Here is a 13238-nt window from a genome sequence, read left to right on the forward strand (position 1 = left end):
TTGCGATTGACGAGATTGACTAAAAAAACACATAAAAAAAAGAATTTTTTTCAAGGCAAAATTGCCGATATGATAGGTATTCACGAGTCTTATATCGTCAATGCGGTTTGTTATATATTGTTTTATTGTCAATAGATTACAAAATAACCCTGTCAAAGTTAAAGGCATAAAAAGGATATGAGTCAACTATTTTATTTCGTTGAATAAATGAATAATCAATACAATTCTCTTCTACCAAAAGGACAATTACCTTTGATTCCTTCATCCTATACTCAATTAAAAATCGCGAATTGCATATAATTCTGTATTATTATATTTTATTTACGGTTTAATTTGTTATTTACTTAAAAACATAAAACTACTTCAAATAATTTTAAAACCATTTAAATAAATGATGTAGGGTGTAGTTGTGAAAATAGTACTTTTGTTCTCTAAAATAATAGAAATATAACAAAGGATTTTTTTTAGATGAAAACAAAAGTAGCTGTATTAGCAATTGTAGTATTCGCTCCTTTATTTAGTTATGGGCAACAGCTAGAGGTTTTTCCCTCTCATTTTACAGATACGTTGGCTTTACAACAGATGGTTCAACCTACTACGACCAGTTTTTGGGATAAAGAGGCGGTAAAAATTAGTTTCCTACCTACGTTATTTTTTGGTGCTACTGCAGCGACCTGGAATAGTAGAGAAGATATTAGAGAACAGCGAAATCGATATATTCCGACCTTCAAGTATCACTTCGATGATTATATGCAATATGCTCCAGCTGCAGTTACTTTTGGATTAAAAGCCTCCGGTGTAAAAGGGCGTAATGAATTCAAGCGTTCCGCCATTACCTACGCAACGAGTGTAGCGATTATGGCAATTTTAGTGAATGGAATTAAATATACGGCCAAAGTAGAACGCCCAGACGGTTCATCGCGTAACTCTTTTCCTTCAGGGCATACGGCCAATGCATTTACTAATGCTGCGTTTTTAGATCGCGAATACGGATTAGTCAATCCTGCTTATTCCATTGGAGGATACGGAGTGGCTACTATGACAGCCGTAGGTAGAGGATTAAACAACAGGCATTGGGTGTCTGACGTATTTGCTGGTGCAGGGATTGGGATTTTATCCTCTCAGTTAGCCTATTTCTTTGTCGATAAAATCTATGGGAATAAAGGGGATAACTTGAGCCTACTCTCTCAACTTGAAAGCAATGAAAATCCGTCGTTTTTAGCCATAAAATTAGGGTCTGCTGTAGCTCTAGAAAGTATTGTTGAAGATGAAGAGGACGAAACCTTAGCGCGTTTGGGCTGGGAAGCTGGACTCGAAGGGGCTTATTTCTTTACTAAAAATTGGGGAGTAGGAGGGCAATTTGCAGTTGCAGGTTTCCCTTTTAATAAAAGTAGAGTTTCTATTCCTGTAAATCCCGATACACCCGAATATGCCAACAATGCAGATATTATAACGGAATCTTTAGGCTTTTTGAATATTGGTGTAGGGCCTTACTATGCGGTTCATTTTTCAGATCGTTGGAACTTGATGTTTAAAGGATTAGTGGGGTATAGTATTGCAGCACAGGGACACCTTAAATTGAAATACGACAGCCCGAATCAATCCCTAGAAGAAAGTCAAGCACTTATCATGGCTTCGTATAAGCCAAAGAATGCCATTCAGTTTACAGCAGGTACGGCCTTGACCTATACTTTTGCCTCTAATTTGGGGGCAACTTTCTATGCCGATTTTAATCATAGCCAATTGAAATACAACTACAGCATTCATCCAGACTTTTTAGATCCTGGAGATCCCCAAGCCTTTACAGATCGGAGCCCGTTTAACTATATGACCGTAGGCATCCGATTGACGGCTTATTTTTGAGGCTTGTTTACGATAAATAGTTTTGTTTTTCAAGTTTCTGATGGACCAAGATGTTTTGTATTTGTACCATATGCCGCAAGTTGTGAAAAACAACAAGTTTTAAGGTATCTCCTAAACGAAGTTTGATCCATTGGTGAATGGAAGTTGAGGTTTTGATTCGATTTAGATTCACTGTCTTCGCTTGTTCTAAAAGAGCAATAAGGCTGTTTTGCTGCTGAATGAAAACCGTTAAAACATTGCGATCTAACTTGTTATTACTGGGATTCATTGCTTTTGCAGCTTTGATCTTATTGAGTTTGGCTTTGGGCAATATTCTTTTAGCTAAGTAGTTGCCAAAATAACCACTTTTGAAAATAGAAGAGGGAGGATAAGAGGGGGCTGTGCTCATTTTGATGGTAATTTCTGGAAGGTAGAAATAACCATAGTAATTGAGGTGCTCAATACATTCTACAATACTCCAACTCGCTGAACGCGGTCTCATCTGCAAAGAAAGGTCCGGGAGTAGTTGAAGTTCTTCTGCCTCTTTTTTGATTTGATGCGTGAGTGTTAATAGGTTTGAAAGAAGTGCAGTACTATCCATTTTGATTGTTTTTGACAAAATTCCCCTTAATTTTTAACCTAAAAATTGATGCAAGTCAAGATTTTTAAACTCGCTGTTGCATCTATTGACTTCCCAACACCACAGCAGGTATTGTTTGTAGTTTCCTCCAGTACGACTAGGGAAAAAGATATAATGTGATAATATAGAAGTGATTTTAGCAATATCTTTTTTGTTTTTATTACATTTGTACGACGAATAAAAAAACGACTTATAAAACATAATTACGTTCCAAATGGGATGTAACCAAGCTTGCTATAATTAATTAAGTAATGAAACAAATTTATCTGGATAATGCCGCAACGACTTCTGTTCGACCAGAAGTAATTGACGAAATGGTGAAAGTATTGAGAAATGATTTTGGTAATCCCTCATCGACCTATTCAATCGGACGGCATGCGAAAGCATTAATTGAAGGGGCAAGAAAAACAATTGCCAAACAATTTAATGTCAATTCTTCAGAGATTATTTTTACTTCATGTGGTACGGAAGGAAACAACTGGATTTTGCTTTCTGCCGTACGCGATTTAGGCGTAGAGCGCATTATCACAACCAAATTAGAACACCACGCTGTTTTAAATACAGTAAAGCATTTAGAGCAAACGTATGGGATTGAGGTGGTATTTTTACCCGTTAATCCTACAAGTGAAATTGACTATGCAACACTAGAGCGCCTATTGCAAGAGGACAAAAAGACCTTGGTCAGTTTAATGCACGTAAACAACGAAGTAGGCACGGAATTAGATTTAGAGAAGGTAGCGCATTTGTGCGAAACGCATCAAGCACTTTTTCACTGTGATACGGTTCAATCAATAGGAAAGAAACGCTTGGATTTAAGCGCCTTACCGATCGATTTTATTGTGGCAAGTGCACATAAATTCCACGGACCTAAAGGCATTGGATTCGCTTTTATCCGCAAGAAAAATGTTTTGAAACCCGTAATTTTTGGGGGAGAACAAGAAAAAGGATTACGCGCAGGAACCGAAGGAGTACACCAAGTAGTAGGAATGGCCAAAGCATTGGAAATGGCCTATGACTTGTTAGAAGAAGAAAGCGCTTATATCGCTGGTATAAAAGCATACTGCCAACAGCGTTTGTTAGAAGTTTATCCTGATGTTAAGTTCAACGGAAACAAAGATGGTTTTTACAATATCTTAAATGTATTGTTGCCCATGACGCAAGAAAAGGCAGCCATGATGTTGTTTCAATTAGATATGAAAGGAATTGCTGTGTCAAGAGGAAGTGCTTGCCAATCTGGTAGCCAAAAGCCATCACACGTGTTAGCGCAATTCCTGGACGAAGAAGATTTGAAGAAACCAAGCTTAAGATTGTCTTTTAGCCATGAAAATACAAAAGAAGATATCGATCGTTTGATTGAACTTCTTCAAGAAATTTAAGAAAAAAAATCTACTAAGTTGAATTAGTAGATTTTTTTGTTTTTCAATTAGTCAAAAAATAAACAAAAAAGAGGTAAAAAAATGTTAATGTAAAAAGCTTTGTTTTACAATAACATTCGCATTAAATTTGCACAAACAACACACTATTTATGAGTTCAAGTAATAGATACGCGCTTCGCGGAGTTTCTGCTGAGAAAGAAGATGTTCACAATGCAATTAAGAACATAGATAAGGGATTGTTTCCTAAAGCATTCTGTAAAATTATTCCCGATCATCTAACAGGTGATGAAGAATATTGTTTGATTATGCATGCAGATGGAGCAGGAACAAAATCGTCATTAGCTTATATGTATTGGAAAGAAACAGGAGATATTTCTGTTTGGAAAGGGATTGCTCAAGATGCCTTAATCATGAATATTGACGATTTATTGTGTGTGGGTGCAACAGATAATATTTTGTTGTCTAGCACAATTGGACGAAATAAAAACTTGGTTCCTGGCGAAGTGATTTCGGCTATCATCAACGGAACAGAAGAACTTATCGAAGAACTAAAATCTTTTGGTGTTACGATTCACTCCACTGGAGGAGAAACAGCTGATGTGGGCGACTTAGTGCGCACAATCATCGTAGATTCAACAGTTACTGCACGTATGAAACGCAGTGACGTTATTGATAATGCCAATATTAAAGCAGGAGATGTGATCGTAGGATTAGAGTCCTTCGGACAAGCAACTTACGAAAAAGACTACAATGGCGGTATGGGAAGTAACGGACTTACTTCGGCTCGTCATGATGTGTTTGATCATTCTTTAGCTGCAAAATATCCTGAGAGCTATGATGCATCTGTACCAGAAGAACTAGTCTATTCAGGAAAGGTTCACTTAACAGATACAGTTGCAAATGCACCTATAGACGCAGGAAAATTAGTGCTTTCACCAACCAGAACATATGCGCCTATCATCAAAGCCATTTTGGATAAATACAAGGCAAATGATGTTCATGGAATGATTCACTGTAGTGGTGGTGCACAAACGAAAATCTTACACTTCGTAGATAATCTTCATATTATCAAAGACAATTTATTTGACGTTCCTCCTTTGTTTCAATTGATACAAGAACAATCAAAAACCGATTGGAGAGAAATGTATCAGGTATTCAACTGTGGACATCGCATGGAATTGTACGTAAACCCTGCTATTGCAGAAGATATTATCGCTATCGCAAAAACATTTAATGTAAGAGCACAAATCGTAGGGCGTGTAGAAGATGCAGCAGATAAAAAATTAACGATTCAATCATCATACGGGACATTTACATACTAAAATGGGACGTTTATTAGCTATTGATTTTGGTCAAAAAAGAACAGGTATCGCAGTAACCGATGAGTTTCAAATTATCGCATCGGGCTTAACAACTGTGAATACAAGTGAATTAATGTCTTTTTTAAAAGATTATTTTCAGAAAGAAAATGTAGAAAAAGTAATCATTGGTGAACCCAAACGCTTAAACAATGAGCCATCGGAAATAACACCCGTTTTAAATGCGTTTATCACTGCATTTAAAAATACATTTCCTACCATGGCTGTTGAGCGGATTGACGAGCGTTTTACGTCTAAAATGGCTTTCCAAACCATGATAGATAGTGGCTTGAAGAAAAAACAAAGGCAGAATAAAGCTTTGATAGACGAAATCGCTGCCACTATAATTCTACAAGATTATATGGGACGTAATGCGTTTTAATTCGTTCTTTTTTAAAATTTTAGTCGTAAAAAACTGTTTTTCCTGTAGATAAAAATTAATTTTGCACATAAATAAATATTCGATATAATGTCAAGTATACAAAAATCTGAGGTTGATGTTGTTTTGGTAGGAGCCGGAATCATGAGTGCTACTCTTGGAATCTTACTAAAAGAATTGAATCCGAACCTAAAAATAGAAATCTTAGAGCGTTTAGATCGCGCTGCGGCTGAGAGCTCAGACGCAATGAATAATGCAGGTACAGGACACTCTGCATTTTGTGAATTAAACTATACACCAGAAAAACCCGATGGTAGTATTGACGCAACTAAAGCTATTAGCATTGTTGAGCAATTCGAACTTTCTAGGCAGTTCTGGTCATACTTGGTAAATAAAAATGTTTTAAAAGATCCTAGAAAATTTATCAATTCTGTACCACATATGAGTTTTGTATGGGGGAAAGATAATGTGAATTTCTTGGAAAAACGATACAATGAGCTTCAAAAATACCCTTTGTTCCACGGGATGGAGTTCTCAAAAGACGTGAACCAAATCAAAGCTTGGGCACCACTTCTAATGGAAGAAAGAAAGTTAGACGACGTTTATGCCGCAACCTATATGCCTATAGGTACGGATGTGAACTTCGGTGAATTGACCCGAGAAATCTTTGATCACCTCACCCAAGAAGACGGCGTAAACGTACACTTTAATCATCAAGTGACGGATATTAAGCGCAAAGGTGATAAATGGAGCGTTTCTTCAAAAGATGAAAAAACAGGGGAACACAAAAAAGTCAAAGCAAAATTTGTGTTTGTCGGTGCAGGTGGAGGAGCAATCTTGTTGTTGCAAAAGGCAGATATCCCTGAAAGTAAAGGGTATGGAGGATTTCCAGTTGGTGGAGAATGGCTGGTGTGTAATAACCCTGAAATCGTGAAAAAACACATGGCAAAAGTATATGGAAAAGCATCGGTAGGTGCACCTCCTATGTCTGTGCCACACTTGGATACACGTTTTATCGACGGAAAACACTCTTTGTTATTCGGACCTTATGCGGGATTCTCTACGAAATTCTTGAAACGCGGATCGAATATGGACTTGTTTAAGTCATTGGAACTAAACAATATCGGTCCTATGTTAGGTGCGGGAATACGCAACCTAGACTTAACTAAATACTTAATTGGGCAAGTGCTACAATCCGATAAATCGCGATATGAATCCCTAAAAGAGTATTTTCCTAATGCAAAAGACGAGGATTGGAAAGTGGAACACGCTGGACAACGCGTACAAGTAATTAAAAGAGATAAAGACGGTAAAGGTATTCTACAGTTCGGAACAGAAGTAGTAAACGCTGCAGATGGCTCAATTGCCGCTCTATTAGGAGCTTCTCCTGGAGCATCGACCGCAACAGCTATTATGCTAAAATTACTTGCAAACTGTTTCCCAACTGAATTTAATTCGCCAGCTTGGCAAGCAAAGTTCAAAGAAATGATTCCTTCTTATGGACTTAAATTAAACGAACACCCCGAATTAGTTGATGAAGTTAGAGAAAATTGCTCTAAAGTGTTGAAAATTTTCCCAAACAACTAAATCATCTACTTGAATGATACTATAAGCACCTTTACTAGTTAAAGGTGCTTTTTTTATTTGAGTAAACCGCCAATTTATGCAATGTTTATCCGTGTTTTGAGCCTATTGCATCCGTTCTTTGATTCGATTTCTCCGCTTAAAGTGTATCTATCTAATTGATTTTATTTATTGTTATTTTCGCATCCATAGATTTTATTTATTCAATTATAACCTATTGGTATGAGAATACTTCTGGCAAAGGGTTGATAATTAGTATCTTTGAATTAGAAAATAACGAAATAAAGTATAGCACTATGGAAAACAAAAAACTAACAACAGCAGCAGGGAGACCTTATGTAGAACATGAAAATTCGATGACAGCGGGTGAGCGTGGACCAGTATTGTTGCAAGATTACATCTTGCATGAAAAGATGGCACACTTTAACCGAGAACGCATTCCAGAGCGCGTGGTACACGCCAAAGGCTCGGGTGCTTTTGGTACCTTTACTGTAACGAATGATATCACTCAATACACCAAAGCAAAATTATTTAGTGAAGTAGGGAAAAAAACAGATGTATTCTTGCGTTTCTCTACGGTAGGTGGGGAGAAAGGATCAGCTGATTCTGAGCGCGATCCACGTGGGTTCGCTGTGAAATTCTACACAGAAGATGGAAATTGGGATCTCGTTGGAAACAATACGCCTGTTTTCTTTATTAAAGATGCGAAAAAGTTTAGTGATTTTATTCACACCCAAAAGCGTCATCCACAGACAAACTTAAAATCGGCAACGATGATGTGGGACTTCTGGTCCTTGAATCCTGAGAGTTTACACCAAGTGTTGATTTTGATGTCAGATCGCGGTACCCCATTTGGTTATAGACACATGAATGGATATGGTAGCCATACCTTCTCAATGATCAACAAGGACAATGAACGCGTATATGTGAAGTTTCACTTCAAAACTGCTCAAGGTATTAAAAACTTAACAGGGCCTGAAGCCGATGCTATGCGTGCAACGGATATGGATTACGCACAACGCGATCTTTTTGAACACATTGAAAAAGGAGAATTCCCAAAATGGAACCTTAAAATTCAAGTAATGACCGAAGCAGAAAGTCGCGTGGCAAAAGTAAATCCATTTGACGTAACCAAAGTTTGGCCACATAAAGACTATCCATTGATTGATGTTGGAGTGCTTGAACTAAATAAAAACCCACATAACTACTTCCAAGACGTAGAACAAGCTGCTTTTGCACCAACACATATTGTCGATGGTATCGGATTTTCTCCTGACCGTATGCTACAAGGACGTATCTTGTCTTATCCTGATGCACAACGCTATCGCTTGGGAGCAAACTACCAGCAAATTCCAGTTAACCGCTGCCCATTTGCTACAAACAACTACCACAGAGATGGAAGCATGCGCATAGATGGCAATGGGGGAAGTGAACCAAACTATTACCCAAATAGTTTTGATTCGATGCTGATAGACGAAAGCTATAAAGAACCGGCTTTAGATCTAGGGCAACAAGTAGTAGCTGACCACTATGATAGAAATGGTGTTGGGGAGGATGATCACTTTACACAACCAGGAAACCTATATCGTATTATGACGGACGAAGCCAAAGCAAATACAGTGGCGAATATCGTAAGCGCTATGTCGGGAATCGACGGACCTAAACGAGAGGAAATTATCATGCGTCAGTTATGTCACTGGTTTAGAGCGGATGCGGACTTAGGTATGCGAATTGCCAAAGGATTGCAAGTTGATGTGAGCAAATTCATGCAATAGATTGTAAACTAGAACAATAAAAGAGGCTGTCTAAAAAGCCTATAAAACAAAACCCCGTCTAAAAAAGGCGGGGTTTTTTCATGGGGTGTCCTGATCGTGCGGATTTTTAATTGTGCAGTGAAAATAGTTGTTTCAATCTATAGAACAATCTCAACAAAATACAAACAACAGATATTCATAGTTCTTATTTCATAAACTAACAACAGGGGGATAGATAGATGAAGGCGCGGATTGCAAATCCGCGTCATCGGATAGGGTTTTGTTCGGGTCTTGTTCGAGTCATGTTCGAGTCAGCTTCGGTAAATGGGCGATAAACCCCCGTAAATACAAAGGATTGTCGAAGAAGACCCGAACAAGAGTAAAATAAAACCAAATAAACGACTGAATAACAGTTGTGTGTGCTTTTTTTTGATGGAAAAACAAACCCATTTGTGCTTTTGTTTTCCAAATAGTAGAAAAACACGGAAGGAGATATTTCAGGTTAATTTCGACTGATGTAGGTTTGTATCGTATTCATGTAGCTTGTGAATAGCAAAAAACGATTGTAAAAAAAGTAATCTGCGCTATCGCATTAGCTAAAGGCGCGGATTGCAAATTCGCACCATCGGAAGGGAGTAAATTTATGTCTTAACTAGGTTTTTATGTTTTATGGGTGAATAATTTTTGATAATTTCCTTTTTTTATGTTCTATAATTAATATATTAGCTTAATATTAAGTTAATGTAATTATGAAAAGAACCATTGTATTTCTCTTTTGCGTATTCGGATTGTTTTCGTGTATAGAACGCCAGTATGAAGGTGATGAACGTTATGTCGTACAAGGAACTTTTGTCAAGGATGGGAAACCACTGCAGCATGAATTAGTGGTAATTGATGCTTATGACATTAATTCAAATGTCGATACAAGTGAAAAGCCTTTGGACAATAATCTCAACGATCCTACTTATCGCTATACCGTAGTGAATGAAACTTATACAGATGAGCATGGAGCTTTTAAAGTCAGCTTCCCTGGAGGCTATTATAAATATGTGATAAAGCTTGATAAATACAGTAAATTCATCTTGAATGGTAAATTTGTCAGAGCAACTAGGGTTATTGATTTAGGTACTACTGATATCGCTAAAAAGGAATAAGATGGAAATAAAGAAAGCAATACAGCTAGTTGGATTAGTTATGTGTATGGGGCTTAGTTCAATTCAAACACAAGCACAAGATTCTAAAGACAAAGTCATATGGCTGCGCAATACGAGTTTTTACTTCACCAATTCTTTTTACTTCGGTGATAATATGATGGCTGATGCCCACAGGGTCCACAACATGGGAGCAGACGTAAAGTTGGGAATTGTTCGCTATAAGAATGTGGGGGTAGCTTTATTTGCTGGATTCACTAAGCTCAAAGTAGTGGATACTCAGATGATCGGATTAGTTACTTCTTCCCAACAAATCAAAGGAGGAGCAACCCTTTTTTATCAATTAGATATTACACCTAGCAGTACGTTTAAACCCGAGTTTGGAATCTATGACCTCTCTTTTACTTCTAAAGGAGAATATATCGATATCAAATCCATGTCAGGAACAGGAATGTTGGTAGGAACAGAATATCAATACAACGTATCGAAAAATTTTCGAGGCGTTGTAGGGTTGCACTATCACTGGAACAAATATAATGTGCATACCCCTAAAGAGTATAAGAATTATTTTGAACGCGCCAATTATATTCAACTATCTGTTGGATTTAATTTTTAATCCAGTAAAATAGGGGAAGAATTGACTTATTCTTCCTCTTGTATCTTTTTTAAGGCGCGATTTAAGGTTCTCGTGGTAATACCCAAATACGAGGCCATATCCTCCTTAGAGATATCTACTTGGTTTTTCTCCTGTAGAGCCAATAATTTTTCTAAAGCGTGTTCAACCGTATACAATTGTTGAAATGAAGCCCGTTCGCTAGTGTGATAAACGCGCAAGGCCTCAACCGATAACAGTACGTTGTTGAAGGTGAGGTCGGTTTTGAGCAAATGGTCAAAAATAGACAACGGTATTACATAGGCATTGACATAAGAAATGGCTTCGACTGAACACAAACACGGCATTTTGCCAAGATATTCGATTTCACCCATAATTTCTCCACGACTCAAAAATTCAGGAATGTACTCCTTGCCGTTTTCTTCTGTTATATAACATTTGGTTATTCCCTCGCGGATTACAATGATCTTGGTGATTTGCTCCCCTTGAGTCAATAAGATATCTTTGGGGTTATACTGTACCAATTGAATTTTATCGGCAATGATGTCTTTGTGGGCGATGGATTCGATATAGGATAAAAAATCAACGTTTATTCTTAACATATATTTATCATTAAAGGGACAAATGTCCTAGTAAAGGTTGAAATTAATATGGAATTTTGCTTTGTTCAAATGTAAAGAATATAATCTTAGCGTTGTGTTGCGTTAAGATAGATTTAAACAAATGGAACGCAAAAAAACAAGATAGCTAAAATACAAGTTAGATAAAAACAGAAGAATTGTGTGTAAGTGATTAAAAGATTCTGTTTTTAACGTATAAAATATCGTGTTGTGGTATACCTCGTATACCGATAACTTTGTGTTGGTTTTCAGACCCTCGTCTGAAAATAAAAAGAGTGTGGTTAGATTAAAAAAAGAAGTCCTTTTTAGGGCTTCTTTTTTTTATGGTCTTTGTCAACCGGTCTAGGTTGTTTTTTTATACCGGATGCCTACTTCTGATGTTCTGCTCAATATTTTTGGCGCTTTACTCAAAATTAAACTAGATTATGACTACAACATCGACACCGCCAAAAGCGATTGTTCGCAACAATTGGACCAAAGAGGAGATTCAAGCGATATACGATTTACCTCTCATGGAATTGGTCTATCAAGCAGCAAGTATCCACCGACAATTTCACAACCCCAGTGAAGTACAAGTAAGTACATTGTTGTCGATAAAAACAGGAGGATGCCCAGAAGATTGTTCCTATTGTGGGCAAGCAGCGCGTTATCATACGGACATAAAAGTACAGCGATTATTGTCAGTAGAAACTGTTTTAGAGCACGCAAAAAAGGCAAAAGCCAATGGTTCTTCTCGATTTTGTATGGCTGCAGCTTGGCGTGAGGTACGCGATAACCGCGACTTCGATCAAGTGATTGAGATGGTAAAAGGCGTAAATGCACTCAATATGGAGGTTTGCTGTACGTTGGGTATGTTGACTGAAAATCAGGCAAAACGCCTACAAGAAGCTGGACTTTATGCGTATAACCACAATTTAGATACGTCTGAATCCCATTATAAAGATATCATTTCAACGCGAACCTATGACCAGCGATTGAACACCATTGAATCGGTGCGAAAAGCGGGAATTACCGTTTGTTCGGGTGGAATCATCGGTTTAGGAGAAACCGATCAGGATCGGATTGCTATGCTTTTGACTTTGAGTACAATGGAAAAACACCCCGAATCTGTCCCTATTAACGCATTGGCTCGCGTCAAAGGAACACCTTTAGAAGATTTGCCCAAAACAGATAGTTGGGAAATGGTGCGCATGATTGCTACAGCTCGTATTCTAATGCCTAAAACCATGGTCCGATTAAGCGCAGGCCGTTTAGAAATGAGCGAAGCGGAGCAAGGTTGGTGCTTTTTTGCCGGCGCAAACTCAATCTTCTCCGGGGAAGACCAAACTTTACTCGTTACACCAAACCCTGCTTTGGATCAAGATCAACGCTTATTTCAAAAATTAGGGCTTAGTCCCATGATTTTAAATGAAAAAAAATAGTAGTAAATGGTATACCCTATGTTTTTCAAAAAAAAATACAATGCATTTTTCGCATTGTATTTTTTTTATGGATTCGTCATTTGTGAAATTTTATTAAAAATAAATAAACGATAAACCAATTTACTTGGCGTTATTTTATCACTAAGTCCGTTGTGTAACTAAATCTTTAAGCTATTGTGCTCCAACTTTAAAAGCAGTAAAAAAAGATACAATTTGTTAATATATAGTTAATTTTTAGAACGATTTTAGATAATCGGACGGTAAGGGTTTGATTTTAAGTCTGCTGTGTTTAGGTAAGTTTTTCTACTCTAAATATCGGTAAAGTATCGTAAATACTGATGATATTTGTCATTTTTGCCTAGTAGATATTAAAATACTTTTGTGACAAGTTAATAAGTAATAAAGACGTCTTTTTAAAATTTAGTTTATTGTTTTAACTGTGGATTTTTTGAATTTTTACCTATTTTGGTTAAAATATGATTTATATTGCAAAAATTAGT

General features: G+C 37.2%; 11 protein-coding genes. 9 read left to right on the plus strand and 2 right to left on the minus strand.

Annotation, left to right across the window (positions count from 1 at the left end; all coding sequences use genetic code 11):
- Positions 1–468 precede the first annotated feature (468 nt).
- Positions 469–1863 carry a phosphatase PAP2 family protein gene (locus HX062_RS07920; protein ID WP_286467042.1) on the plus strand — a complete coding sequence of 465 codons (1395 nt, stop codon included), beginning with the start codon at positions 469–471 and terminating at the stop codon, positions 1861–1863.
- A 7-nt stretch (positions 1864–1870) separates the two neighbouring features.
- Here the strand turns inward: HX062_RS07920 and HX062_RS07925 are convergent, their stop codons facing one another.
- Entirely contained in the window at positions 1871–2443 is a 573-nt protein-coding gene (locus HX062_RS07925) for a DinB family protein (RefSeq protein ID WP_286467043.1), read from the minus strand.
- Positions 2444–2733: 290 nt separating this feature from the next.
- Between HX062_RS07925 and HX062_RS07930 the strand changes: the two genes are divergently transcribed.
- The 7 genes from HX062_RS07930 to HX062_RS07960 all read left to right on the plus strand — a co-directional run bounded on the left by HX062_RS07930 (position 2734) and on the right by HX062_RS07960 (position 10700).
- Positions 2734–3858, plus strand: a complete 1125-nt coding sequence (locus HX062_RS07930) for a cysteine desulfurase family protein (RefSeq protein WP_182628137.1) — start codon at positions 2734–2736, stop codon at positions 3856–3858.
- Between the two features lie 149 nt (positions 3859–4007).
- Positions 4008–5180, plus strand: coding sequence for an AIR synthase related protein (locus tag HX062_RS07935; protein ID WP_182628138.1), 1173 nt, complete (start codon positions 4008–4010; stop codon positions 5178–5180).
- 1 nt (position 5181) lies between these two features.
- Positions 5182–5598 carry a Holliday junction resolvase RuvX gene (ruvX, locus tag HX062_RS07940; RefSeq protein ID WP_182628139.1) on the plus strand — a complete coding sequence of 139 codons (417 nt, stop codon included), beginning with the start codon at positions 5182–5184 and terminating at the stop codon, positions 5596–5598.
- 87 nt (positions 5599–5685) lie between these two features.
- Positions 5686–7182, plus strand: coding sequence for a malate:quinone oxidoreductase (locus HX062_RS07945; RefSeq protein WP_182628140.1), 1497 nt, complete (start codon positions 5686–5688; stop codon positions 7180–7182).
- A 293-nt stretch (positions 7183–7475) separates the two neighbouring features.
- A complete protein-coding gene (locus HX062_RS07950; RefSeq protein WP_182628141.1) occupies positions 7476–8954 on the plus strand; it encodes a catalase in 1479 nt (492 codons plus the stop codon).
- 728 nt (positions 8955–9682) lie between these two features.
- Entirely contained in the window at positions 9683–10087 is a 405-nt protein-coding gene (locus HX062_RS07955) for a hypothetical protein (RefSeq protein WP_182628142.1), read from the plus strand.
- Between the two features lies 1 nt (position 10088).
- Positions 10089–10700, plus strand: coding sequence for a hypothetical protein (locus tag HX062_RS07960; RefSeq protein WP_182628143.1), 612 nt, complete (start codon positions 10089–10091; stop codon positions 10698–10700).
- Between the two features lie 26 nt (positions 10701–10726).
- Here HX062_RS07960 and HX062_RS07965 read toward each other — a convergent pair whose 3' ends face one another.
- A complete protein-coding gene (locus HX062_RS07965; protein ID WP_182628144.1) occupies positions 10727–11299 on the minus strand; it encodes a Crp/Fnr family transcriptional regulator in 573 nt (190 codons plus the stop codon).
- A 443-nt stretch (positions 11300–11742) separates the two neighbouring features.
- On the opposite strand from HX062_RS07965, the gene bioB reads away from it, so the two are divergent.
- On the plus strand, positions 11743–12738 hold the full coding sequence (gene bioB / locus HX062_RS07970) for a biotin synthase BioB (RefSeq protein ID WP_182628145.1): 996 nt from the start codon (positions 11743–11745) through the stop codon (positions 12736–12738).
- The last annotated feature ends 500 nt before the right edge of the window (positions 12739–13238 follow it).

The organism is Myroides sp. DF42-4-2, from assembly GCF_030326445.1.
Taxonomy (GTDB): Bacteria; Bacteroidota; Bacteroidia; order Flavobacteriales; family Flavobacteriaceae; genus Flavobacterium.

What these genes read in the sequence shown, in the direction of transcription:
- HX062_RS07925 (WP_286467043.1), bottom strand. Translation starts at nt 2,443, where the DNA reads ATGGATAGTACTGCACTTCTTTCAAACCTATTAACACTCACGCATCAA.
- HX062_RS07935 (WP_182628138.1), top strand. Translation starts at nt 4,008, where the DNA reads ATGAGTTCAAGTAATAGATACGCGCTTCGCGGAGTTTCTGCTGAGAAA.
- HX062_RS07920 (WP_286467042.1), top strand. Translation starts at nt 469, where the DNA reads ATGAAAACAAAAGTAGCTGTATTAGCAATTGTAGTATTCGCTCCTTTA.
- bioB (WP_182628145.1), top strand. Translation starts at nt 11,743, where the DNA reads ATGACTACAACATCGACACCGCCAAAAGCGATTGTTCGCAACAATTGG.
- HX062_RS07955 (WP_182628142.1), top strand. Translation starts at nt 9,683, where the DNA reads ATGAAAAGAACCATTGTATTTCTCTTTTGCGTATTCGGATTGTTTTCG.
- ruvX (WP_182628139.1), top strand. Translation starts at nt 5,182, where the DNA reads ATGGGACGTTTATTAGCTATTGATTTTGGTCAAAAAAGAACAGGTATC.
- HX062_RS07960 (WP_182628143.1), top strand. Translation starts at nt 10,089, where the DNA reads ATGGAAATAAAGAAAGCAATACAGCTAGTTGGATTAGTTATGTGTATG.
- HX062_RS07945 (WP_182628140.1), top strand. Translation starts at nt 5,686, where the DNA reads ATGTCAAGTATACAAAAATCTGAGGTTGATGTTGTTTTGGTAGGAGCC.
- HX062_RS07965 (WP_182628144.1), bottom strand. Translation starts at nt 11,299, where the DNA reads ATGTTAAGAATAAACGTTGATTTTTTATCCTATATCGAATCCATCGCC.
- HX062_RS07950 (WP_182628141.1), top strand. Translation starts at nt 7,476, where the DNA reads ATGGAAAACAAAAAACTAACAACAGCAGCAGGGAGACCTTATGTAGAA.
- HX062_RS07930 (WP_182628137.1), top strand. Translation starts at nt 2,734, where the DNA reads ATGAAACAAATTTATCTGGATAATGCCGCAACGACTTCTGTTCGACCA.